Here is a 22,243-nt window from a genome sequence, read left to right as displayed (position 1 = left end):
ATCGCAGCCGTCAGCGTCGTCTTGCCGTGGTCAACGTGACCGATCGTGCCGATGTTGACGTGCGGTTTGTTCCGTTCAAACTTTGCCTTTGCCATTTCCGGGCGCCTCTGGTTCGGGGGCCGGCGTCGGCCCAATGTGACATGGCGCGTTCCCTATTGCTGAAACGCAGAAAAATCAAGCCCGGTTCGTGGGTTCATGCTGCGACGAAAGGCGAAAAATTCCCTTTGGAATACGGGCGCAGAGCCATTTTGCGCGAGAGTGTTTCCGGCATCGAAGGCGCGCCGATATTTGTGACAGAAACGTCGCAAAAAACGGGGCTCTGTTTTTCGCAACGAAAAGGGATTCTCACGCGTGCAGTCGCTCCACCCAAGGCACAGCTTTGGATGGGGTGGGATGCTGTGGGAGGGCGCGTGAGCGCCCGTCCACTCAGGTGAAGCGGTTGTCGCGCGGGAAGCCGCGCGGGGCCATCCTGCCTGCACTCGCACGTTTGGCTTGCCATTCAGCAAGGTCCGGTTCGGTCCGGGTGCGGCCTGCCGGATCTTTCCAGCTCAGCCCCTCGGCCAATGCGAAGGTGATCGCATCGCTCAGGCCACCGTCTTTGTATTTTTGCAATCGCACGCCTTTGCCGCGCGCCATTTCGGGCAGTTCGGAAAGCGCAAAGACCAGCATTTTGCGGTTTTGCCCGACGCAGGCGACCGTATCGCCCGAGACCAAGCGGCACACCTGCGTGCGTGCGCCTTCGGCCATGTTGAGCACCTGCTTGCCGGTTCTGGTGGAGGCGATCATCTCTTCGCCCGGCACCACGAAGCCATCGCCATCGGAGGAGGCGAGCAGGTATTTCTGCCCCGCTTTGGGCAACAGCACATGGGTGATTTCCACCTCATTGGGCAAATCCAGCATCAACCGCACTGGTTCGCCCATACCGCGCCCACCGGGCAAGTTGGCGCCCAAAAGCGTCCACGCGCGCCCGTTCGAACCCATCAGAACAATCCGATCCGTGGTCTCGGCATGCAGCGCAAAGGCCAGCCCGTCGCCATCTTTGAACTTCACCTCGGCGTCGAGCGGTTGGTGGCCTTTCATCGCCCGAACCCACCCCATTTTTGAGAGGATCACGGTGATGGGCTCGCGTTCGATCATCGCTTCGATCGGCACTTCGGCCACTTCGCCCGCTTCGGCAAAATCGGTCCGTCGGGAACCTGCTTTGGTGCTTTTGCCATAGGCTTTGCGGACCTCGTTCAGCTCAGACGAAATCTTTTTCCATTGCGCTTTTTCGGAGGCCAGAAGCGCCTCTAGCCCCTCTTGCTCTTTCAGGAGCGCATCGCGCTCGGCGCGCAATTCCAGTTCTTCAAGCTTGCGCAGGCTGCGCAGGCGCATGTTCAAGATAGCTTCGGCCTGCACCTCGGTCAGATTCACGGGCGGGCCTGCATCCGTCGCCCAATTTTCGGCGATCAAGCTTGCCTTAGGGTCATCTTCGGTGCGGATGATCTCAATCACCCGATCAAGGTTCAGGAAGGCGATGATATAGCCTTCGAGCACCTCAAGCCGATTGGCGATCTTTTCGAGCCGGTGGCGCGAGCGGCGGCACAGCACATCGCGGCGGTGATCAAGGAAGGCGCGCAGCACTTCCTTGAGGCTGCACACTTTCGGCACACGCCCGTCGATCAACACGTTCATGTTGAGCGAGAAGCGAATCTCCAGTTCTGAGTTGCGGAACAGCATGCCCATCAACTGGCTGGCTTCCACGGTGCGGGCGCGGGGCTCCAGCACAATCCGAACATCCTCGGCGCTTTCATCGCGCACATCGGCAAGGGCGGGGACCTTTTTCGTCTCGATCAACTCGGCCAGCCGTTCAATCAGCTTGGCCTTTTGCACCTGATAAGGGATTTCGGTGACAACGATCTGCCATTGGCCGCGGCCAAGGTCTTCGACCTCCCAACGGGCGCGCAGCCGGAACGCGCCGCGCCCCGTGCGATAGGCTTCAAGGATATTCGCCTTGGGTTCCACGATCACGCCACCGGTCGGGAAGTCGGGCCCGGGGATCAGGTCTACCAGCGCTTCATCGGTGGTGTCCGGGTCGCGGATCATTGCCAAGCACCCCTCGACCAATTCATCGAGGTTGTGTGGCGGAATGTTGGTGGCCATGCCGACCGCGATGCCCGAGGCGCCATTGGCGAGCAGGTTCGGGAAGGCGGCGGGCAGCACGACGGGTTCGGTCAGCGTGCCGTCATAGTTGGGGCGGAAATCGACCGCGTCTTCGGCCAAGCCCTCAAGCAAAGACTCGGCTGGCGGGGCCATCCGCGCCTCGGTATACCGGCTGGCCGCCGGGCCATCGCCGTCAATATTGCCGTAGTTGCCTTGGCCATCGACGAGCGGATAGCGCATCGCAAAATCTTGTGCGAGCCGCGCCATGGCGTCGTAAATCGCGGCGTCGCCGTGGGGGTGATAGTTCCCCATCACATCGCCCGAAATCTTCGCCGATTTCCGGAAGCCGCCATTGGAGGCGAGCCGCAATTCCCGCATCGCAAACAGAATGCGCCGATGCACGGGCTTAAGCCCGTCGCGCGCATCGGGCAGCGCGCGGTGCATAATGGTGGACAGCGCATAGGTCAGATAGCGCTCGCCAATGGCGCGCACCAGCGGCTCTGCATGGGTCGAATGGGGCGGAATATCGTCGTCGCTGCTCATGAGAGCCGTGTAATTCGGGACCGCGCGCCGGTCCAGCACGAAAAGTCGCAGCTATCGAATGTGCGCAAAGGCAACAAAATGGTTAACGCGGCGGTTGACTCGGCTGGGTGCGACATGTTGGACAGAGTATGGTAATCTTTATGTGAGTGGGTCCCTTGGGGGAGGGTATCATGATCCGAATGTCTTTTTTTACGCTCGTTCTTCTTTATTTCGTCTTGGTTTTGCTGGGGCGACCAGACGAGGCCGCGAAATTGGCTGCGGCGCAACCTGATGCTGCACAGGCGAGGCCGAGCCTTTTGGCCAGAGCCGATACTGCGATCTTGACCGATGATTTGCTAATGCAAGCCGTCGTGCGCGAAACGCCCGAGCCGCGTGTTGTGCCTGCGCGCTTGGTGCCGATGCCGGGCCCCGCCTTGCGGCCTGCGCCCGAATACCGTGTCAAAGATGACGTTGTTACCCCGGCGAGCCCGCGCATTTATGCCGTGCAAGCCAGCCGCGCTAATGTGCGGGGCGGGCAGGGCACATCGCATCCGGTGGTGGGAAGCCTAAGCCGTAACGAAGAGGTTTTGGTGGTCGCTGATCCGGGCAATGGCTGGGTGCATGTGCGCGTTGAGGGCGATGGCATCGACGGCTGGATGGCGAAACGACTGCTTCGGCCAGCGTCTTAAGGCGCGCGCTGGCGCGCCAAGGCTGTTGCCCGAAAACGGGCCTTCGCCTATCCCGTGGGGGTGGCTAAATCCGAAGGGGCGCAGCATGGCAAAGACGATCCTGATCACCGGCTGTTCGTCGGGCATTGGTTATGATGCAGCGCATGGGCTGCACAAAGCGGGTTGGAAGGTTTTCGCCACCTGTCGGCGTGAGGAAGATTGCGAACGGCTGCGCGGCGAGGGGCTGACCTCGTTCCAGTTGGATATGGCCGACCCGAGTTCAATTGAGGCAGGCTTTAACGAGGCTTTGGCGCGCGGGCGCGGGCGGTTGGATGCGGTTTACAACAACGCCGCTTTTGCCTGCCCCGGCGCGGTCGAAGACCTGCCCGCCGATGCGCTGCGCGAAGTTTTTGAGACCAACCTTTTTGGCCTGCATGATTTGACAACACGCGCCATCAAGGTGATGCGCGCGCAGGGTGAAAATGGCGAAGGGCGAATTGTTCAATGTTCTTCTGTTCTTGGGTTGATCGGCATTCGCTGGCGCGGGGCCTATGTTGCCAGTAAGTTTGCGCTGGAGGGGCTCACGGATGTGTTGCGCCGCGAAATGCGCGACACGGGCATCCACATCATCTCGCTCAACCCCGGCCCGATCCCGACCAAGATTCGGGTCAATTCGATTCCGCATTTTGAGCGCTGGGTGGATTGGAAAGCCTCGGCCCGGCGAGAGCAATATGAAACCTCGCTGCTCAAGCGCCTCTACAACCCGCCAAACAAGCCCGACACCTTTGAGTTGCCCTGTTCTGCGGTGACCGAAAAACTGATCCGTGCGCTGACGGATGAGCGGCCGAAATCGCATTATTACGTCACCAATGCGACCTATCTCGCGGCGGTGGCGCGGCGCATTCTACCCCTGCGGGTGCAAGACTGGCTGTTTGCGAAAGCCTGAGGCATCGGGGTGCTTTTAGCGCAAACAGTTTCCGCGACGTGACGTAGCGACACAGCAGGGGGTCGTTTTTCATCTGTCTTTCGCTGCGGTCGCATTGTAACAAAATTGCCGAAACGGGAATCCGCCCCGCCCGGGGTGGCGAAATAAACTAGGGAGACACCGCAGATGAAGGTCCTCGTGCCTGTGAAGCGCGTGATCGACTATAACGTGAAAGTCCGTGTGAAAGCGGATGGCAGCGGGGTCGATCTGGCGAATGTGAAAATGTCGATGAACCCCTTCGACGAAATCGCCGTCGAAGAGGCGATCCGTCTGAAAGAAAAGGGCGCGGTCTCTGAGATCGTCGTGGTTTCTGTCGGCGTGAAACAGGCGCAAGAAACGCTGCGCACGGCGCTGGCGATGGGCGCGGATCGCGCGATCCTCGTGGTCGCCGCCGATGACGTTCACACCGATATCGAGCCGCTCGCGGTGGCCAAAATCCTCGCGAAAGTTGCTGAAGAAGAGCAACCCGGCATGATCATCGCGGGCAAACAAGCGATCGACAATGACATGAACGCCACGGGCCAAATGCTCTCGGCGCTTCTGGGCTGGAGCCAAGCGACCTTTGCCTCTGACGTCACCGTCGAAGGGGAATCGCTGAAAGTCACCCGTGAGGTGGACGGCGGTCTGCAAACGATCTCGGTCAAGCTGCCGGCCGTTGTGACGGCGGACCTGCGGTTGAACGAGCCGCGCTATGCTTCGCTGCCCAACATCATGAAAGCGAAGAAAAAACAGCTCGACGAGAAAACCGCGGCCGATTACGGCGTTGATGTGACGCCGCGCCTGACCGTTGTGAAAACCTCGGAGCCGGCTGGCCGCGCTGCCGGGATCACCGTGGGCTCGGTCGATGAACTCGTCGGCAAACTCAAAGACGCGGGGGTGCTCTGATGGCCGTTCTCCTTATTGCTGAACTGCATGGTGCTGCGCTTGCCACCGATGCGACCGCCAAAGCGCTGACCGCCGCCAAGCAAATGGGTCCGGTGACGGTGCTTGTGGCCGGTGCGGGCATTGCCGATGCGGCTGCCGCTGCGGCCGCGCTGGATGGCGTCGAAAAAGTGCTGACCGCAGACGATGCCGCCTATGCGCATGGTCTGGCCGAACCGCTCGCCGATTTGGTTGTTTCGCTTGCCTCGGGCTACACCCATATCGTGGCGCCCTCGACCGCCTCGGCCAAAAACGCCCTGCCGCGCATCGCTGCGATGCTCGACGTGATGGTCCTTTCGGACATCACCGGTGTTGTCGACGCGGACACGTTTGAGCGCCCGATCTATGCTGGCAACGCGATCCAAACCGTGAAATCGGCGGATTCGGTGAAAATCGCCACCGTTCGGACCGCTTCGTTTGAAGCGACCGGTGCTGGAGGTTCGGCTGCGGTGGAAGCCGTGGCGGCGGCGGGCGACAAGGGCCTGTCGAGCTGGATCGAAGACAAGGTGGCCGAATCTGATCGCCCCGAGCTGACCTCGGCGAAGATCGTTGTTTCGGGCGGCCGTGGCGTTGGCTCGGAAGAAGATTTCGCGCTGATCGAAAAGCTGGCCGACAAACTTGGCGCTGCCGTTGGGGCCTCGCGTGCCGCTGTCGATTCGGGCTTTGCGCCGAACGATTGGCAAGTGGGTCAAACCGGCAAAGTCGTTGCGCCGGACCTTTATGTGGCCGTTGGCATCTCCGGGGCGATTCAGCACCTTGCCGGGATGAAAGATTCCAAGGTCATCGTCGCGATCAACAAAGACGAAGAAGCGCCGATCTTCCAAGTTGCCGATTACGGCCTTGTGGCGGACCTGTTCGCCGCCGTTCCGGAACTGACCGAAAAGCTCTGATCGCCTTTCTCGAATGGAAAAGCCCCGCCAAATCGGCGGGGCTTTTTTGTTTTTCAGATGTATTTGCGGACTTCTGGCGCCAATGCTTCGGCAATTTCCTGATGTACGATCGGGCCGGGCATCGTGTTCGCCGCGGGTTCTTCAAGCGGTGCAAAATGCATGCCCACCGTTCCGGTGGAGCGCGCCATGGTTGACGGGTTCACCTTCACCAGTCCATCGGCGAGCGGCGCAATTTCTGCCACCATGTCTTTGCTCACCAAAAGCGGTTCCGGCCCAAGCGGGTCGCTTTCAAGCGGGGCATGGTAGTCTGCCACCCACAAAAGCAGCTTCGGCCCGGTCACTTTCTCCAAAAGCCCGCGCATCCGCGCGATCCAAGCGGTGCGCAATTCGGTCACCAACGTGTCAAACCGATCCGGCGCGAATTCCTGCAAAGAGGTCAGCATGTGCCGGGTAAAGTTGAACTCGGTGAAATCGACATCGTCAAAAACCGCGCGCATTAGGTTGGACGCCCGCAAGAACCGATCATTGCGGCGCGGGTGCACGGCGTAGAAGCGGTTCGACATATTCGGCGCGCCCAGAAGCTGAATGATCGTCAGGTTCGAGGATTTCGCAATTTCAGGAATTTGCGGCTCGCTGTAAAATACATCAATCCCGGCATTAAGATAGCCGAAGTTCACCACCGGAAATTCCAACCGGTCTTCCAAAAGCGCCGGCCACGGATCGGCAATGAACTTGCCATAGGTCTCGGTGCCGCCCAATGCCCCCACGAAAGGTTTTGTCAGATCGCGGCGCGGCCCCCGGAACAACAGTTTAGATTTGCCATAACGGCATGGAAAATAGTCAAGGGCACCACTGCCCGCATATTCGAAGGCCATTCATCCCACCTCAGATTTTCGACTCACCCACAGGCAGGGTGGCTCGAAAGCCTTGCGAAAGAGCTAAAGGGAAAATTGACACTATTAGAATAGGACTTGCCGCAGTGCAGCATCGGGCTTAGGGTTTTTCCAATCCGAAGGAGGAGCAATCATGACGATTGAAACCGTTGGCGTTGTCGGCGCCGGGCAGATGGGCAACGGTATCGCCCATGTTTTCGCGCTTTCGGGCTATGGCGTTATCCTCAGCGATGTGGCCCCGGAAAGCCTTGAAAAGGCGATGGCCACGGTCCGCAAAAACCTTGACCGTCAGGTGAGCCGCGAGAAAATCACTGCCGAGGCGCGGGATGAAGCGCTGGCGCGCATTCGCACCACGCTCGACATCAGCGAGCTTGGCCAGACCGATCTGGTGATTGAAGCCGCGACCGAACGCGAATCGGTCAAACAGGGCATCTTTGACAGCTTGCTGCCGCATCTGAAGCCCGAAACCATTTTGGCGACCAACACGTCCTCGATCTCGATCACCCGGCTCGCCTCGCGCACCGACCGGCCGGAAAAGTTCATCGGCGTGCACTTCATGAACCCGGTGCCGGTGATGCAACTGGTCGAGTTGATCCGGGGCATCGCCACGGATGAAGCGACCTTTAAAACGCTCCTGGGGGTGATTGAGACCTTGGGCAAAACCTCGGCCTCGGCCGAAGATTTCCCTGCGTTTATCGTGAACCGGGTGCTGGTGCCGATGATCAACGAGGCGGTCTACACGCTTTACGAAGGCGTGGGGAACGTGAAATCCATCGATATGGCGCTGAAACTTGGGGCCAACCACCCGATGGGGCCGCTGGAACTGGCCGATTTCATCGGGCTCGATACCTGCTTGGCCATTATGAACGTGCTGCATGACGGGCTGGCCGATACGAAATATCGCCCCTGCCCGCTGCTTACCAAATATGTCGAAGCGGGCTGGCTTGGCCGCAAGACCGGGCGTGGTTTCTACGATTATCGTGGCGAAACCCCGGTGCCGACGCGCTGATCGTGACTTAACGGCCCTGCTTGCGCGTGCTAGGCAGGGCCATGACACACAACCCCATCCCCACCAAAGAACAGATCCTCGCTTGGCTCGCCGATAACCCCGATCACGGGGCAAAGCGCGATTTGGCCAAAGCCTTTGGCCTCAAGGGCACCGCGAAGATCGAGTTGAAACGGCTTTTGAAAGAGTTGGCGGCGGAGGGAAAGATCCAGCGCCGCAAACGCCATTACCATGACAGCGACAGCCTGCCGCCGGTGACGGTGCTTGAAGTGCTCCCCCCCGATGCGGCGGGCGATCTTTGGGCGCGGCCGATGGAATGGGGCGGCGCGGGCGAGCCGCCGCGCATCTTGATGCATTTGCGCCGCGATGACCCTGCAATTGGGGCTGGCGACCGGGTTTTGGGGCGCATCGCCAAAGGGGCCGAGGGCTATGAGGCGCGCATCATCCGCAAAATCGGCGTGGCGAGCCACCGCGTTGTCGGCATTTTCCGCAAAGGGGCCGAGGGCGGGCGGATCACGCCGATCGACAAAGGCGATATGAAGGAATGGATCGTCCCGGCAGGTGCTGCGGGCGAGGCCAAAGACGGTGAATTGGTCGAGGCAGAACAAACCGGGCCGAAGGGTCGGATGGGCCTGCCGCGGGCACGGATCATCGAACGGCTGGGCGACCCAAGCGCGCCGCGCGCGGTTTCGCTGATTGCGATTCACCAGCACGGCATCCCCGATGATTTCCCCGATGATGTGGTGGCCGAGGCCGATGCGGCAACGCCCGCCGAACTGGGCAAACGCGAAGATCTGACCGATTTGCCGTTCGTTACCATTGACCCGGCAGATGCGCGCGACCGCGATGACGCGTGCCTTGTGTTGCCCGATGAAGATCCGGCGAATGAAGGCGGGCATATTCTTTGGGTGGCGATTGCCGATGTGGCGCATTACGTCCGCCCCGGCTCGGCGCTGGACCGTGAGGCGCGCAACCGGGGCAACTCCACCTATTTCCCCGACCGCGTTGTGCCGATGCTGCCGGACCGCCTTTCGGGCGATTTGTGCTCGCTCCATGAAAACGTGCCGCGCGCGGTGCTGGCGGTGCAGATGAAGATCGGGTCCGATGGCCGCAAAATCTCGCATCGCTTCACGCGGGGTATGATCCGTTCGGTTGCCTCGCTGGAATATGCGCAGGTGCAAAACGCCCGTGAAGGCCGCTCTGATGAGAAGACCGCGCCCTTGGTGGACGATATCATCGCGCCAATTTACGCCTGCTACGGTGCGCTCAAACGCGCGCGCGCGATCCGCCAGCCGTTGGAACTGGATCTGCCCGAACGGCAGATTGTGATTGATGCGGCGGGCAAGGTTGCGTCGATCAAGTTCAAGGAACGACTCGACGCGCACCGCCTGATTGAAGAGTTCATGGTGCTCGCCAATGTCGCCGCCGCTGAGGAACTGGAGCGCTTGCGCAAGCCGCTTTTGTATCGCGTCCATGAAGAGCCGCCAGCGGATAAGATCGAGGCCTTGCGCGAAGTGGCGCAGGCTTCGGGCTTCAATTTGGCCAAGGGGCAGGTGCTCAAAACCGCGCATCTCAACCGGCTTTTGGAGGCGGCAGAGGGCAGCGAGTTCGATGAGTTGATCAATATCTCGACCTTACGCTCGATGACCCAAGCCTACTACGCGCCGCAGAATCTGGGGCACTTTGGTTTGGCGCTGCGGTCTTACGCGCATTTCACCTCGCCCATTCGGCGCTATTCCGACCTGATCGTGCATCGCGCGCTGATTGCCGGGCATGGCTGGGGCAAGGACGGGTTGAGCCAAGCGGATATCGAAACGCTCGACGAAACCGGGCAGCATATCTCCGATACCGAGCGTCGCTCGATGACCGCTGAGCGCGACACGACCGACCGGTATTTGGCCGCCTATCTCAGTGACCGGGTCGGCAGCGAGCTGACTGGACGAATTTCCGGCGTGCAGAAATTCGGTGCCTTCGTGAAGCTCGATGACACCGGGGCGGATGGGCTGATCCCGATCCGCTCGGTCGGGCGCGAGTTCTTCCATTATGACCGCGAGGCGCAGCAGCTTGTGGGGGCTGATACCGGCACGGTGATTGGCATTGGGCAGCGCGTCGTGGTGCGGCTGGCCGAGGCGATCCCGATTACCGGCGGGCTTGAGCTTGAGCTGTTGGAGCTGGATGGCGCCAGCTTGCCCGGTGGTGGCAAAGGCGCGCGCAGGCCGTTTAAACACGGGCGCAAGCAAGGCGCGCTCAAAGCCAAGAAACGCGCTGTCGCTCGCAAGGTGAAGCGCACGCGCAAATAGCAAAAGGGCCGGGAAATCCCGGCCCTTCGCTTATCTGATCTTGGCCTTAGCCGATTGCGACGGCTTTCACTTCGTCATCGACGTAGGGCACATATTGGGCGAAGTTCTCAGAGAACATTTCGACCAGTTTTTGCGCTTGGGCGTCGTAAGCCGCGCCATCGGTCCAAGTCGCGCGCGGGTCAAGCAGCGTGGTGTCCACGTCATGCACCGCCACCGGCACGTCAAAGCCGAAGTTCGGATCTTTGCGGAATTCGGCATTGTTGAGCGAGCCATCCAGCGCGCCGGTCAAAAGCGCACGGGTCGCCTTGATCGGCATCCGTTTGCCCACGCCGAAGGCGCCGCCGGTCCAACCGGTGTTCACCAGCCAGCACGACGCACCGGTTTTCGCGATCCGCTCGGCGAGCAGTTTGCCGTAAACCTCCGGGCGGCGCGGCATGAAGGGCGCGCCGAAGCAGGTCGAAAACGTCGGGATCGGCTCGGTCACGCCCACTTCGGTGCCCGGGGTCTTCGAGGTGAAGCCCGAGAGGAAGTGATACATCGCTTGCGCCGGGGTCAGCCGCGCGATCGGCGGCAGAACGCCATAGGCGTCGCAGGTGAGCATGATCACGTTTTTCGGCTGGCCACCCAAAGCGGTGTCCGAGGCATTGTTGATGTAATGCAGCGGATAGGCGCAGCGCATGTTTTCGGTCAGCGAGCTGTCGGTGAAGTCAAGCTCCAGCGTTTCTTCGTCATAGACCATGTTTTCGACCACGGTGCCGAACATCGAGCAGGTGTTGTAGATATCCGGCTCGGCTTCTTTCGACAGGTTGATCGTTTTCGCGTAGCAGCCACCTTCAAAGTTGAAGATGCCGTTGTCCGACCAGCCATGCTCGTCATCACCGATCAGCACGCGCGACGGGTCCGCCGACAGCGTGGTTTTACCGGTGCCCGACAGGCCAAAGAACACCGCCGAGTCATCGGGGTTGCCGATGGCGTGGTTGGCCGAGCAGTGCATCGCCATGATACCTTCGCCCGGCAGAATGTAGTTGAGCAGCGTGAACACGCCTTTTTTGTTTTCACCGGCGTAAGCGGTGTTCGCGATCAGAATGGTTTTCTTCGCGAAGTTCAGCGCGATCACCGTTTCGGTGCGGCAGCCATGGCGCTCCGGGTCGGCTTTGAAGCTCGGGCAGTTCACGATCGTCCAATCGGGGGCGAAGGTGTCGAGCTCTTCGCGCTCGGGGCGGCGCAGCATGGTGCGCATGAAGAGGCTGTGCCAGGCGAGCTCGGTCACCATCCGCACGTAAAGGCGGTGTTCCGGGTCGGCGCCACCATAAAGGTCTTCAACGAAGTAATCTTTGCCCTTCATGTGCTCGAGCATGTCGGCGTGCAGCACGTCGAACTTGTCGGCTTCCATGGGCTTGTTGTTTTCCCACCAGATCGTGTCTTCAACATCGGGGGTACGCACAACATGTTTGTCTTTGGGCGAGCGGCCCGTATGTGCACCCGTGGAGCAATAGAAAGCGCCGCCTTTGCCAAGCTTGCCTTCACCGCGCTTGATTGCCTCCTCGATCAGCGCGGGCTCCAGCAGGTTGTAATAGACATTGCCGAGACCAGTAATGCCCTGATCTTCCAGGCGTTTGGCTGGGTTCACGCGTCCGATGGTCATTTTTCGCTCCCGTTGCCGCAATACGCTGCGGCGCAGTGATTCCTCCCGGCATCCGTTACGTAGGGATGCCGATCCGCGCAAGAATATTGCGGACACATGCGCTATAGCATGCTGCCTTTGCAAAAGAACAGAAGCCTTTGTCACAGCTAGCGCAAACACCCAAGATTTAGCGCAATCAATGTCATGAGGTGAGACATATTAGTCAAACCTTCGCTTTTTTAACCTCAACTGATTCCGTCACGGGCTCCGATTCGCACATCGGAGTTGATTCCGTTGCATGGAAAAGAGACAATGACGATCAAAGATAAAACTAAAACGACGTCATGAGGGTGCAGCACATGTCGAGGATCGCACTGGTCGATGATGACCGGAACATTCTAACTTCCGTTTCAATGACTTTGGAAGCGGAAGGTTACGAGGTCGAGACCTATAATGACGGGCAGGCCGCGCTTGACGCTTTTAATAAGCGTCTGCCCGATATGGCTGTGCTGGATATCAAGATGCCCCGGATGGATGGGATGGAGCTGCTGCAACGGCTGCGCCAGAAGACCTCAATGCCGGTGATTTTCCTCACCTCTAAAGATGACGAGATTGACGAAGTGCTCGGCCTGCGCATGGGCGCTGACGACTATGTCAAGAAGCCCTTCAGCCAGCGGCTCTTGGTGGAGCGCATTCGCGCGCTTTTGCGGCGCCAAGAAGCGATTTCCACCGGCGAAGTGCCGACCACCGAGGAAACCAAGGTGATCGTGCGCGGGTCTTTGACGATGGATCCGCTGCGCCATTCGGTGACGTGGAAAGGAAAGGAAGTCACCTTGACGGTGACCGAATTCCTTTTGCTGCAAGCGCTGGCACAGCGTCCGGGCTTTGTGAAAAGCCGCGATCAGCTGATGGATGTGGCCTATGACGATCAGGTCTATGTCGATGACCGCACGATTGATAGCCACATCAAACGCCTGCGCAAAAAGATGCGTGCCGCCGATGATGATTTCACCGCTATCGAAACGCTTTACGGTATCGGCTATCGTTACAACGAAGAATGACACTGGCCGAGCGCATAGGGTTTGGACGGTCGGAGATGCGACGCCCTGCGAAATCCGAAACGGATGTGGTCCTTGGTGAGGATTGGGTCGGCCCGACGAGCGCGGTCGATGCAGATCTGGCCAAGGGGCGCAGGCGGCGTAGTTTTATCTCGCTGAACCATTCGCCGCTGGCGCGGAAGATCATTACCTTCAACCTGCTTGCCATGGTGGTGATGGTGGCAGGGGTGCTTTACCTCAACCCGTTCCGTGACAGCCTCGTGTTCCAGCGCGAAAGCGCGATCGTGAGCGAGGCGGAACTGGTTGCCGATGTGTTCGAGGCGCATATGCCCACCGCCGCGCCCGTCAACCTTGCTGCGGGCGACGGGATTGACGTGATTGAGGCAATGCGCGGGATTGAGTTGCCTCCCGGCGCAACGATCTATGTGTTCGACGCCGCTGGGAACTTGATCGCGGATTCCTCGGTCGTGGGCACGGATGACCGGGAACCTGTCGCGGGGCTCGGTATCGACACCCGCTCCACCATGCTGACGGATCTGTTGAACCGAGGCTGGGACTGGGTGGCCTCTTTTGTGCGCCGCGACCATGAGGCGACGCAGCCGGTCAATACCCGCGAAATCGCCGAACAATTGGCGCCCCAAGTGCGGGCCGATCAAACAGTGATTTCGACAAGTCGCGATCCGTCGGGCGCGACGATTTTCTCGGTCGCGACTGGGCTTTATCAAAATGAGCGGCTCGTGGGCACGATGGCAATGACCTCTGCCGCAGGCGAGATTGACCAATTGGTGCGGGTTGAGCGCGAGCAAGTGCTGCAGATGTTCGTGATTGCGATCATCGTTTCGATTGGGCTCTCGCTCGTTCTGGCCTCTACGATTGCCAATCCGCTTTCGGATTTGGCTGCCGCCGCCGAGATCGGGAGGGATAAAAACTCCCGCAAGGTTTCGCCGGGTCGGGTGCGCATTCCAGACCTGACGGCGCGGCCGGATGAGATTGGTCGTCTCTCTGGGGCGCTGCGCGGTATGGTGGCAGCGCTTTACGACCGGATCGACGCGAATGAACAATTCGCCGCCGACGTGGCCCATGAGATCAAGAACCCGCTGGCCAGCCTGCGCTCTGCCGTGGCCTCGCTTTATGTCGTGAAACGCGAAGATCAGCGTGTCCGGCTTTTGGAAGTGATCGACCACGATGTGAAGCGGCTCGACCGTTTGGTGAGCGATATTTCCAACGCCTCGCGGCTCGATAGTGAGTTGGTGAAGGAAGAAGAAGAACGCTTCGATCTGATGAAAATGGTGATGAACCTTGGCGAATATTTGGGTGGCCAAGCGGCCGACAACGGCGTCGAATTTATCACCGATCTGCCGAAAGAGCCGATCTTTATCACCGGGCTAGAGGCGCGCTTGGCGCAGGTCTTTGTGAACCTGATCACCAATGCGATCAGCTTCTGCGAAGACGGCGATGCGGTCCGCGTTTGGGCGCGCAAGCGCGAAAATCGGGTGCTTGTTGTGGTGGAGGACACCGGGCCGGGCATTCCCGAAGAAGCGCTGACCAAGGTCTTCAAACGGTTCTATTCGCAAAGGCCCGAGGGCCAGTTTGGGGATCATTCGGGCCTTGGGCTCGCGATCTCCAAGCAGATCGTCGAGGCACATGGCGGCGTGATCTGGGCCGAAAACATCCGTCCGACCGATGCCGATATCACCTCTGAGCCGCTGGGCGCCCGTTTCGTGGTCGGCCTCCCGGTCTAAGCGATGCGCGGCGCGACGGATAGGGTTCATGCCACCGTCGTTGCGCGTCATCCGGATGCGGGCGTTTTGATCCTTGGGCCGTCTGGGACCGGCAAATCGAGTCTTGCGCTACGCTTGATGGCCTTCGGGGCGCATCTGGTGGCCGATGATCGGGTCATCTTGAGTGCCGAAGACGGTGCGCTTTTTGCACGCTGTCCCGATACCCTTTCAGGGCTGATCGAGGCGCGTGGCGCGGGCATCTTGCGGGCGGATGCATTGCCTGTTGCCAAAATCACGCTGGCTGTCGATCTGGGGCAGGAGGAAACGGAGCGGCTTCCCCCTTCACGTGAGATTGCCTTTTGTGGTGTCACCCTGCCCCTTGTGCTGCGCTTGCAACATGGTCATCTTGAGGCGGTCATCTGGCAATGGCTGAAGGCCGGGAGAGAAATGTGACGCACAGCGCGGGAACCGGGGCGCCGACACGGCTGGTGATTGTCACCGGCCCTTCGGGCGCAGGCCGCACAACCGCGATCGCTGCCATGGAAGATATGGGCTATGAAGCGATCAACAACCTCCCGCTCAGCCTCGTCTCGCGATTGATTGATGGTCCCCTGCCGCGCCCGATGGCGCTGGGCATTGATGTGGGAAACCGCGATTTCTCGGCAGCTGCGCTGATTGAATTGATCGACCGTCTGACCCGTGCGCCGCAGTTGCGGCTCGAAGTGCTTTACTTGGATGCCTCCGCAGAGGCGCTGATCCGCCGCTATTCAGAGACGCGGCGCCGCCATCCGCTTTCACCCGAAGCGCAGCCGGTGGCCGGGATCGAGCAAGAGCTTGATCTGCTTGAACCCATTCGGATGCGGGCGGATGTGTTGGTCGATACCTCGGCGCTTAGCCCGCATGAATTGCGCGCCGAAGTGGCGCGTTGGTTTGATATGGGCGAGATCGCGCGCCTTGCGATTTCGGTGCAGAGTTTCAGCTACAAACGCGGCACGCCGCGCGGGCTCGATATGATGTTCGACTGCCGCTTCCTGAACAATCCGCATTGGGTGCCTGATCTGCGCCCGCTCACCGGGCTTGATGCGCCTGTTGCCGCGCATGTGATGGGCGATCCGCGCTATGAAGAGTTCTTTTCGCGCGTGCGCGACCTACTGTTATTTCAACTTCCAGCACATCTGGAGGAAGGCAAGGCTCATCTTGCGGTTGGGTTCGGTTGTACCGGTGGGCAACACCGTTCTGTTGTTATGACCGAAGCGGTCTGCAAGGCCCTTGCACAGGCTGGCTGGCAAGTGTCTAAACGGCACAGGGAATTGGAGCGGCGGGCACAAACGCAGCCCGCACAGAAAGGGGCAAAAGGCGCGTGATCGGGATCGTGATCGTGGCACATGGTGGGCTGGCGCGAGAATATCTTGCGGCGGTTGAGCATGTTGTGGGCCCGCAAGAGGGTATCCGCGCGATCACCATTGAAGACGATCACGACCGCAGCGCCAAGCAAGCCGAAATTCGCGCTGCCGCTGACGCGGTGGATGCGGGGCAAGGTGTGGTGGTGGTCACCGATATGTTTGGTGGCTCGCCCTCGAACCTGAGCCTGATGGCCTGCGAGGCGGGGGGGCGCGAAATCATCTATGGCGCGAACCTACCGCTTCTGATCAAATTGGCGAAATCGCGCAGTCTTGGCGTGCATGCGGCGGTGGAAGCCTCGCTGGATGCTGGGCGCAAATATATCAATTGCTATTCGACGGGCGGAGTCGCGGGGAAGTGAGCGTCTCGAAGGTTTTGAAGATCGTCAATGAAAAGGGCCTGCATGCGCGGGCTTCGGCGCGATTTGTGGAAGTGGTCGAAGATCATGATGCCCGCGCCGAGGTGGAAAAAGACGGCATGAAAGTTTCTGGCGATTCGATCATGGGGCTGTTGATGCTGGCCGCGTCGCGTGGCACCTCGATTGAGGTCACCACCTTTGGGGCGCAGGCCGAAGAACTGTCCGATGCGCTGGAGGCCTTGGTGGCCGACCGCTTCGGCGAAGAAATGTAAGCCGCAAGGCAAGAGGTTCAGTGTGAACGCAGATGGGCGCGTCAGCGCAGAGCAGATAGAACAGAAACCCTATGACAAGGGGCGTCTGTCCTATGCGGGCACCTTCACCAATCCGTGGAAGGCGGGCACAATCCGCGCCATTGAATGGGCCACGGCAAAGCTGAAATTGCTTAGCCTGATCCGTAAGTTTGAGCGTCGTGGCGCGCCCTTTGGGCAGCCGTTTTGGCCGCAAGCGCTTGAGATCATGGGGATCAATGTCACAACGCCGCCCGAGCAGATTGCCCGCATCCCGAAAGAGGGCCCGCTTGTGGTGGTGGCGAACCACCCGCATGGCTTGGTGGACGGGATGGTGCTGGCCTATCTGATTGGCCAAGTGCGCACGGATTATAAAATCCTGACTCGGTCGCTTTTGACGGGCATTCCGGAAATCGCTGAATTCATGCTGCCGGTGCCCTTCCCGCATGAGCCCAATGCGCAAGAAGAAAGCCTGAAAATGCGGGCGGAATGCATGTCTACGCTGAAGGCGGGGGGCGTGATTGTGCTCTTTCCTGCGGGGGCAGTGGCGCATTCGAAGACCTATTTCGGCCCGGCGATTGAGGGTGAATGGAACCCATTCACCGCGAAAATGCTGGCGCGTTCGGGCGCATCGGTCTTGCCGATCCATTTCCCGGGCAAGAACTCGCGGCTTTATCAAATTGCGAACAAGCTAAGCCCGACTTTGCGGCAAGGCTTGTTGCTTTATGAAATCCGTCGCGCGCTCAACAAGCCGCAGCATCCGGTGGTTGGTCATGCCAAATCGGCCGAAGATATCGCCGCCGCGCTGAAGAATCCGCGTCAGTTCTTGGCCGATCTGCGCGCAGAAACGCTGGCCTTGCGCAACTAAGCCAGCACCCGCTCCATATCGCGATGCGGAATGCCCGCATCGTCATAAACTGGGCCAAAGGCCACAAAACCAAGCTTTTCGTAAAAGCCCATCGCTTGCACCTGCGCGCCGAGTTGCACGCGGGCGCAGCCTGCCGCGCGCAACCGTTCACAACCTTCTAAGATCAGAAGCTTACCAAGCCCCGTGCCGCGCGCGGGCATGGCCACGCAAACGCGCCCGATCTTGCCCAGATCGCCAGTCACAAACAGCCGTGCGGTGCCCATCGGCGCATCCCCTTCGAGCGCCAGAAGGTGGATGGCCTCACCATCAAGGTCATCCCATTCCTCGGCCTCGGCAATGCCCTGTTCTTCAATGAACACCTGACGGCGCAGCGCATGGGGGGCCGTCAGATCGCTTGTCTCGATGATCTTCATGCGAAGTAATCGCGCAAGATGCGGGTGTAGATGCTTTTCAGCGCGGTGATTTGCTCAACCTCAATGCGCTCGTCCACTTGGTGCATGGTCTTGCCCACAAGGCCAAATTCTAGCACCGGGCAATGGTCTTTGACAAAGCGCGCATCGGAGGTGCCGCCCGAGGTGGAAAGCTCCGGCGTCACGCCCGTTTCGGCCTCAACCGCACGCGCGACCAGCGCCACAAATTCGCCCGGCGGGGTCAGGAAGCTTTCGCCAGAAACCTCGGTGCTTAGGGTGAATTTCACCCCGCTTGCGGCCTCAACCCCTTCCACCAGTCCGTTGGCCCACGCGCTGATCGTGGCCGAGGAATGCGCATCGTTGAAGCGGATGTTCACCGTGGCCCGCGCTTTTGCCGGGATCACGTTATTGGCCGGGTTGCCGCAATCAATCGTGGTGATTTGCAGGGTCGAGGGTTCAAAATGCTCTGTCCCTTCATCAAGCGGTTTGGCGGTCATCTGCCCCAGCAGATCCACCAGCGCATGCAGCGGGTTTTTGGCGCGATGCGGATAGGCGGAATGGCCCTGCACCCCCTCGGCTTCAATGTAAAAGGTCATCGAACCGCGGCGGCCAATTTTCATCATCTGGCCCAAGATTTCGGGGCAGGTGGGTTCGCCCACGAGGCAGACTGACATCGCCTCGCCCTCAGCGACCATCCAATCCAAAAGCGCGCGCGTGCCATCGTGGCCCGGCCCTTCTTCATCGCCAGTGATCGCCAGCACAATCGCGCCCTCGGGCGGCGTTTCGCGGACAAAATCCACGGCTGCGGCGGCAAATGCGCCGACGCCCGATTTCATATCGGTTGCGCCGCGCCCCCAAAGCACGCCATCGACAATGTCCCCGCAAAAGGGATCATGCGTCCACGCCGCCGCATCGCCGACCGGGACCACATCGGTGTGACCATTGAAGCCAAAGGTCTTGGCGCCCCTCTCGCCCCAGCGGGCGAAGAGGTTTGGCACACCGCCACGATCCACCCGCGTACAGGCAAACCCGGCGTCGCTCAGCAGCTTTTCCAAGAGCACCAATGCGCCGCCTTCTTCGGGCGTGACAGAGGGGCAGCGGATCAGATCGGCGGTGAGCGCTATCGGGTCGGTGGTCATGGCAAGCTCCTGTTTCATGCAAGCCTTAGCCGGGCTGCGGGCAAGGCGCAACGCGCGCGCGGTGTTGCTTTGGCGCAACCTCCGAGAATGGCCGGAAATTTCTGTTTTGAATCAGTCCAAAACTATCCTAACGTATAAGCAATAAACGACCCGAGGCAGGGCAACACGAGCAGGGCAAAAGCCCCCAATGAAAAGGCCGAATGGCCACGGACGGACCGGCAAATTGCCGGAGCGGAGCATTTGTTGCTCTGCCCTCTAGGCGAGGGCAGGACATGGCAACCGGGCGCGAGCTTGGATACAATACCTCTGCGTCGGCAACGCAGATGGCGCAAACGATCTTTGGCGATGGGGTGAGCGTGGTTTCGGCCAGCTACACCGGCGCATCCTCATCCGCAGCGGTTTACTATTACGGTGATTCCCGCGCGCCAGAGACGACACCAAGCGATACGGGCGTGATCCTGTCGACCGGGAACGTGTCGGATTTTACTCAGCGCAATGGCGATCCGAACCGCTATTCCAACACCTCCACCAACACTTGGGGGCAGGATAATAACTCCGGCTTCAACGCTTTGGCGGGCACGCGCACCTATGATGCGGCCTATCTAGATGTGACATTCGTGCCCGACAGCGATGTGATGACGATCAGCTTCACCTTCGCCTCGGAAGAATATCCCGAATACGTCAATTCGATTTATAACGACGTGGTCGGGCTTTGGGTGAATGGCAGTTCGGTTGATGTGGAGCTGAACGCCTCGGTCAACGGGGTGAACGGCACCAATAACGAGAACCTCTACATTTCCAACACCGGAGATGACTACAACACCGAGATGGACGGGTTCACCGTCACCATGTCTGTGACGTTCAAAGTTATCCCGGGGCAGGTGAACAGCCTACGCATCGGTATCGCGGATGTGAGCGACTCGAGCTATGACTCGAACCTCCTGATTGCGGCGAATTCTGTGCAGACGGTGCTGATCGCTGCCGATGATGAGATCACGCTTGGCGAGAATGGCAGCCGCACGCTGGATGTTTTGAGCAATGACATCAATGGCACCACCGGAACGCTCACGATCACCCATATCAATGGGGTGGAGGTCAGTGCGGGCGATATGGTTCAGCTTGCGTCGGGCGAAACCGTCACGCTGAACGCCGATGGCACGCTACAGGTCACCAGCGACGTGGGCGAAGAAAGCGTCAACTTCACCTATGAGATTGCCTCTACCTCGGGTCACACCGATGTGGGTATGGTTTCTGTCAATGTGGTGCCTTGTTTCGTTGCAGGGACATTAATCGCGACGCCCAATGGGCTGCGCGCGGTCGAGGCTTTGATGCCGGGCGACCTTGTGGAAACGCAAGATGCCGGGCCGCAGCCTTTGTGCTGGGTGGGGCGCACGCGGGTTGCCGCTGCGGGGGCCTTTGCCCCGATCCGCTTTGCCAAGGGTGCCTATGGCGCGGCGCGTGATGTTCTTTTCTCGCCGCAGCATCGGGTGTTGGTGCGCGATCCAGTGGCCGAGTTGATGTTTGGCGAGTCGGAGGTTTTGGTCGCGGCCAAGGATTTGGTCGATGGCCGGCAAGTCACGGTGCGCGAGGGCGGTTTTGTGGAGTATGTCCATATCCTGTTCGACCGCCATCACATCGTCTTCTCAGAAGGTCTGGCGACCGAGAGCTTTCTGCCCGGCCCTCAAGTCATGGGCGGGATGGAGAGCGAGGCGCAGCAAGAGATCCAAACTCTCTTCCCCGACCTCGACCCGGCTACGGGTGAAGGCTATGGCCCGGCGGCGCGGCGTATGCTGCGCAGTTATGAGGCACAGGTGCTGCAGCGGATGGTCGCCTGAGCATGGCGCAGCGGGACGTGGGCTGGTTTGCGGCGCATTTGCCAAGCCGCGGTGCGGTGAGTTTCGCCGAACCGGGTCTTGGTGCGCAGCTTTCGCGTGGCAGCCTGATGTTGGAATTCACCCTGATGCAGGGGGAGGTAGGGCCTTTAGGGCTTGTGCACCTTGGTTCGCGTGAAGGCTGGCTGCGGTTTTTCTCGCTCGCACTTGATGGGGAGGGGCATCTAAGCCTTGTACAGCGTCAAGGCGACGCGGTGCATGCGCTCTCGCTCGATGTCTCAAGCGCCTGTCAAGCGGGCGGGCGCATGCGGGTGACGTGGAGTTGGGACTGTGAGAAGGGCCTCAGCCGTCTCAGCTTAGAGGCGGTGGATGGTGGGAGCCTGCGCCAAAAGCTTGGTCATGATCCACTGGCAATGCCGCGCGCGGATTTGGCGGCTTTAGCGGCAGCGCGAGATGGCACGCAACTTGGGCCGCGGGTCGAGTGGTTGGCGCTTGGCGATCATGTTCAGCCCGTCGGGCCCGGGGCTTGTTTTGCACCTGCAACACCGATTGCGACGCCGAAAGGCGAACGCCCCGCCGCCAGTTTGCAAGCCGGAGATTGGGTCGAGACCGCGGATGCTGGGCCGCAAAAGGTTTTGTGGTCTGGGCGTGTTTCCTTGCCTGCGCTTGGCGCCTTACGTCCGGTGCGGCTTTGTGCGCCGTTCTTTGGAGCCACGCGGGATTTGTGGTTATGGCCGCGCCATCGTGTGGCCTTGGGAGGCGCGGCGGTGGATTACCTTTTTGGCGAGGATGAGGTTTTGATCGGCGCGCAGCATTTGGTGGATGGCGTTAGCGCGCAGCAACCTGACCGACCTTGTGTTTTGAATTGGCACGGAATTTTGCTTGAGGGGCACCATCTTTTGAGTGCCGATGGCTGCTTGATCGAAAGCCTGAGCCTTGGGCGGCTTGCACGCACGCCCGCACTGGCGCGCACCACCGCCTTGGCCGATTTGGGCTCGGAGTTGCCGTTGCATGGGGCTGCCGCGCGGCGGGTTTTGCGCACTTACGAAGCCCAAGCTTTGGCGGCAGAGCGTCGCCGCCGCGATGGCCCGGTTGCCGCCTGAGCAAAATCGGACGCGACACATTCGGTCTTTGATTAAGCTTCGCGCGAATTTTTATTGCGCTGCACCTGCAAAATGCCTAAGCACTCGGGAACCGCAAAACAACCGCGCCGAATCC

21 protein-coding genes are annotated in these 22,243 nt (G+C 60.1%); 15 read left to right on the top strand and 6 right to left on the bottom strand.

Features of this window, described 5'->3' with window-relative positions; all coding sequences use genetic code 11:
• Together CRO18_RS03635 and parC are read right to left on the bottom strand one after the other, a co-directional pair.
• Positions 1 to 95, bottom strand: a 95-nt coding sequence (locus CRO18_RS03635; protein WP_018590913.1) for a GTP-binding protein, incomplete at its 3' end; no start/stop codon positions are given.
• 331 nt (positions 96 to 426) lie between these two features.
• Complete coding sequence (gene parC, locus CRO18_RS03630) at positions 427 to 2,685, bottom strand: DNA topoisomerase IV subunit A (RefSeq protein WP_097081075.1); 2,259 nt, start codon at positions 2,683 to 2,685, stop codon at positions 427 to 429.
• Positions 2,686 to 2,855: 170 nt separating this feature from the next.
• On the opposite strand from parC, the gene CRO18_RS03625 reads away from it, so the two are divergent.
• The 4 genes from CRO18_RS03625 (at position 2,856) to CRO18_RS03610 (ending at position 6,128) form a co-directional block, all read left to right on the top strand.
• Entirely contained in the window at positions 2,856 to 3,353 is a 498-nt protein-coding gene (locus CRO18_RS03625) for an SH3 domain-containing protein (protein WP_083952146.1), read from the top strand.
• An 85-nt stretch (positions 3,354 to 3,438) separates the two neighbouring features.
• Entirely contained in the window at positions 3,439 to 4,278 is an 840-nt protein-coding gene (locus CRO18_RS03620) for an SDR family NAD(P)-dependent oxidoreductase (protein WP_097081074.1), read from the top strand.
• A 165-nt stretch (positions 4,279 to 4,443) separates the two neighbouring features.
• Positions 4,444 to 5,202: an electron transfer flavoprotein subunit beta/FixA family protein gene (locus CRO18_RS03615; RefSeq protein ID WP_076485063.1), complete on the top strand. Its 759-nt coding sequence runs from the start codon at positions 4,444 to 4,446 to the stop codon at positions 5,200 to 5,202.
• A complete protein-coding gene (locus CRO18_RS03610) occupies positions 5,202 to 6,128 on the top strand; it encodes an electron transfer flavoprotein subunit alpha/FixB family protein (RefSeq protein WP_076485064.1) in 927 nt (308 codons plus the stop codon). Before CRO18_RS03615 ends, CRO18_RS03610 begins: the two co-directional genes overlap by 1 nt.
• Positions 6,129 to 6,181: 53 nt before the next feature.
• Here CRO18_RS03610 and CRO18_RS03605 read toward each other — a convergent pair whose 3' ends face one another.
• On the bottom strand, positions 6,182 to 7,003 hold the full coding sequence (locus CRO18_RS03605) for a DUF6473 family protein (RefSeq protein WP_076485065.1): 822 nt from the start codon (positions 7,001 to 7,003) through the stop codon (positions 6,182 to 6,184).
• A gap of 151 nt (positions 7,004 to 7,154) precedes the next feature.
• Between CRO18_RS03605 and CRO18_RS03600 the strand changes: the two genes are divergently transcribed.
• On the top strand, positions 7,155 to 8,030 hold the full coding sequence (locus CRO18_RS03600) for a 3-hydroxybutyryl-CoA dehydrogenase (protein ID WP_097081073.1): 876 nt from the start codon (positions 7,155 to 7,157) through the stop codon (positions 8,028 to 8,030).
• Positions 8,031 to 8,071: 41 nt separating this feature from the next.
• Complete coding sequence (gene rnr / locus CRO18_RS03595) at positions 8,072 to 10,327, top strand: ribonuclease R (protein ID WP_097081072.1); 2,256 nt, start codon at positions 8,072 to 8,074, stop codon at positions 10,325 to 10,327.
• Positions 10,328 to 10,373: 46 nt separating this feature from the next.
• Here the strand turns inward: rnr and CRO18_RS03590 are convergent, their stop codons facing one another.
• Positions 10,374 to 11,972: a phosphoenolpyruvate carboxykinase gene (locus CRO18_RS03590; protein ID WP_076485068.1), complete on the bottom strand. Its 1,599-nt coding sequence runs from the start codon at positions 11,970 to 11,972 to the stop codon at positions 10,374 to 10,376.
• Between the two features lie 338 nt (positions 11,973 to 12,310).
• Between CRO18_RS03590 and CRO18_RS03585 the strand changes: the two genes are divergently transcribed.
• From CRO18_RS03585 to CRO18_RS03555, 7 genes are read left to right on the top strand one after another with little or no spacing between them, the layout of a single operon-like run.
• Positions 12,311 to 13,012: a response regulator transcription factor gene (locus CRO18_RS03585; protein WP_076485069.1), complete on the top strand. Its 702-nt coding sequence runs from the start codon at positions 12,311 to 12,313 to the stop codon at positions 13,010 to 13,012.
• A 35-nt stretch (positions 13,013 to 13,047) separates the two neighbouring features.
• The gene (locus tag CRO18_RS03580; protein WP_249275982.1) at positions 13,048 to 14,751 is read left to right on the top strand and encodes a stimulus-sensing domain-containing protein; all 1,704 of its coding nucleotides are present in this window, start codon (positions 13,048 to 13,050) and stop codon (positions 14,749 to 14,751) included.
• 3 nt (positions 14,752 to 14,754) lie between these two features.
• Positions 14,755 to 15,183: an HPr kinase/phosphorylase gene (locus CRO18_RS03575; protein ID WP_097081070.1), complete on the top strand. Its 429-nt coding sequence runs from the start codon at positions 14,755 to 14,757 to the stop codon at positions 15,181 to 15,183.
• Positions 15,180 to 16,094 carry an RNase adapter RapZ gene (gene rapZ, locus CRO18_RS03570; RefSeq protein WP_249275981.1) on the top strand — a complete coding sequence of 305 codons (915 nt, stop codon included), beginning with the start codon at positions 15,180 to 15,182 and terminating at the stop codon, positions 16,092 to 16,094. Before CRO18_RS03575 ends, rapZ begins: the two co-directional genes overlap by 4 nt.
• Entirely contained in the window at positions 16,091 to 16,492 is a 402-nt protein-coding gene (locus CRO18_RS03565) for a PTS sugar transporter subunit IIA (protein WP_076485071.1), read from the top strand. The genes rapZ and CRO18_RS03565 overlap by 4 nt, the downstream gene beginning before the upstream one ends.
• Positions 16,489 to 16,761: an HPr family phosphocarrier protein gene (locus tag CRO18_RS03560; RefSeq protein WP_076485072.1), complete on the top strand. Its 273-nt coding sequence runs from the start codon at positions 16,489 to 16,491 to the stop codon at positions 16,759 to 16,761. Before CRO18_RS03565 ends, CRO18_RS03560 begins: the two co-directional genes overlap by 4 nt.
• A gap of 22 nt (positions 16,762 to 16,783) precedes the next feature.
• Entirely contained in the window at positions 16,784 to 17,644 is an 861-nt protein-coding gene (locus CRO18_RS03555) for a lysophospholipid acyltransferase family protein (RefSeq protein ID WP_249275980.1), read from the top strand.
• Here CRO18_RS03555 and CRO18_RS03550 read toward each other — a convergent pair.
• Both CRO18_RS03550 and dapE read right to left on the bottom strand, forming a co-directional pair.
• Positions 17,641 to 18,057, bottom strand: coding sequence for a GNAT family N-acetyltransferase (locus CRO18_RS03550; protein ID WP_097081067.1), 417 nt, complete (start codon positions 18,055 to 18,057; stop codon positions 17,641 to 17,643). The genes CRO18_RS03555 and CRO18_RS03550 overlap by 4 nt on opposite strands.
• Positions 18,054 to 19,193 (bottom strand): succinyl-diaminopimelate desuccinylase, encoded by a 1,140-nt coding sequence (gene dapE, locus CRO18_RS03545; RefSeq protein ID WP_097081112.1) that lies wholly within the window; start codon positions 19,191 to 19,193, stop codon positions 18,054 to 18,056. The genes CRO18_RS03550 and dapE overlap by 4 nt, the downstream gene beginning before the upstream one ends.
• Before the next feature lie 272 nt (positions 19,194 to 19,465).
• Here dapE and CRO18_RS03540 point away from each other — a divergent pair, with 272 nt between their 5' ends.
• Together CRO18_RS03540 and CRO18_RS03535 are read left to right on the top strand one after the other, a co-directional pair.
• The gene (locus tag CRO18_RS03540; RefSeq protein ID WP_097081066.1) at positions 19,466 to 21,028 is read left to right on the top strand and encodes a Hint domain-containing protein; all 1,563 of its coding nucleotides are present in this window, start codon (positions 19,466 to 19,468) and stop codon (positions 21,026 to 21,028) included.
• 2 nt (positions 21,029 to 21,030) lie between these two features.
• Entirely contained in the window at positions 21,031 to 22,128 is a 1,098-nt protein-coding gene (locus tag CRO18_RS03535; protein ID WP_097081065.1) for a Hint domain-containing protein, read from the top strand.
• Positions 22,129 to 22,243: the final 115 nt, after the last annotated feature.

The organism is Rhodobacter sp. JA431 (assembly GCF_900217725.1).
In the GTDB taxonomy this organism is placed as follows: Bacteria; Pseudomonadota; Alphaproteobacteria; order Rhodobacterales; family Rhodobacteraceae; genus Rhodobacter; species Rhodobacter aestuarii.
This window is presented reverse-complemented; position numbering and strand designations above follow the sequence as displayed.

Excerpts from the sequence above, each read along its gene's own strand:
- CRO18_RS03540 (WP_097081066.1), top strand. The coding sequence starts at position 19,466 with ATGGCAACCGGGCGCGAGCTTGGATACAATACCTCTGCGTCGGCAACG.
- dapE (WP_097081112.1), bottom strand. The coding sequence starts at position 19,193 with ATGACCACCGACCCGATAGCGCTCACCGCCGATCTGATCCGCTGCCCC.
- CRO18_RS03605 (WP_076485065.1), bottom strand. The coding sequence starts at position 7,003 with ATGGCCTTCGAATATGCGGGCAGTGGTGCCCTTGACTATTTTCCATGC.
- CRO18_RS03620 (WP_097081074.1), top strand. The coding sequence starts at position 3,439 with ATGGCAAAGACGATCCTGATCACCGGCTGTTCGTCGGGCATTGGTTAT.
- CRO18_RS03550 (WP_097081067.1), bottom strand. The coding sequence starts at position 18,057 with ATGAAGATCATCGAGACAAGCGATCTGACGGCCCCCCATGCGCTGCGC.
- parC (WP_097081075.1), bottom strand. The coding sequence starts at position 2,685 with ATGAGCAGCGACGACGATATTCCGCCCCATTCGACCCATGCAGAGCCG.
- CRO18_RS03580 (WP_249275982.1), top strand. The coding sequence starts at position 13,048 with ATGCGACGCCCTGCGAAATCCGAAACGGATGTGGTCCTTGGTGAGGAT.
- CRO18_RS03590 (WP_076485068.1), bottom strand. The coding sequence starts at position 11,972 with ATGACCATCGGACGCGTGAACCCAGCCAAACGCCTGGAAGATCAGGGC.
- CRO18_RS03610 (WP_076485064.1), top strand. The coding sequence starts at position 5,202 with ATGGCCGTTCTCCTTATTGCTGAACTGCATGGTGCTGCGCTTGCCACC.
- rnr (WP_097081072.1), top strand. The coding sequence starts at position 8,072 with ATGACACACAACCCCATCCCCACCAAAGAACAGATCCTCGCTTGGCTC.
- CRO18_RS03615 (WP_076485063.1), top strand. The coding sequence starts at position 4,444 with ATGAAGGTCCTCGTGCCTGTGAAGCGCGTGATCGACTATAACGTGAAA.
- CRO18_RS03575 (WP_097081070.1), top strand. The coding sequence starts at position 14,755 with ATGCGCGGCGCGACGGATAGGGTTCATGCCACCGTCGTTGCGCGTCAT.
- CRO18_RS03600 (WP_097081073.1), top strand. The coding sequence starts at position 7,155 with ATGACGATTGAAACCGTTGGCGTTGTCGGCGCCGGGCAGATGGGCAAC.
- CRO18_RS03625 (WP_083952146.1), top strand. The coding sequence starts at position 2,856 with ATGATCCGAATGTCTTTTTTTACGCTCGTTCTTCTTTATTTCGTCTTG.
- CRO18_RS03585 (WP_076485069.1), top strand. The coding sequence starts at position 12,311 with ATGTCGAGGATCGCACTGGTCGATGATGACCGGAACATTCTAACTTCC.
- CRO18_RS03535 (WP_097081065.1), top strand. The coding sequence starts at position 21,031 with ATGGCGCAGCGGGACGTGGGCTGGTTTGCGGCGCATTTGCCAAGCCGC.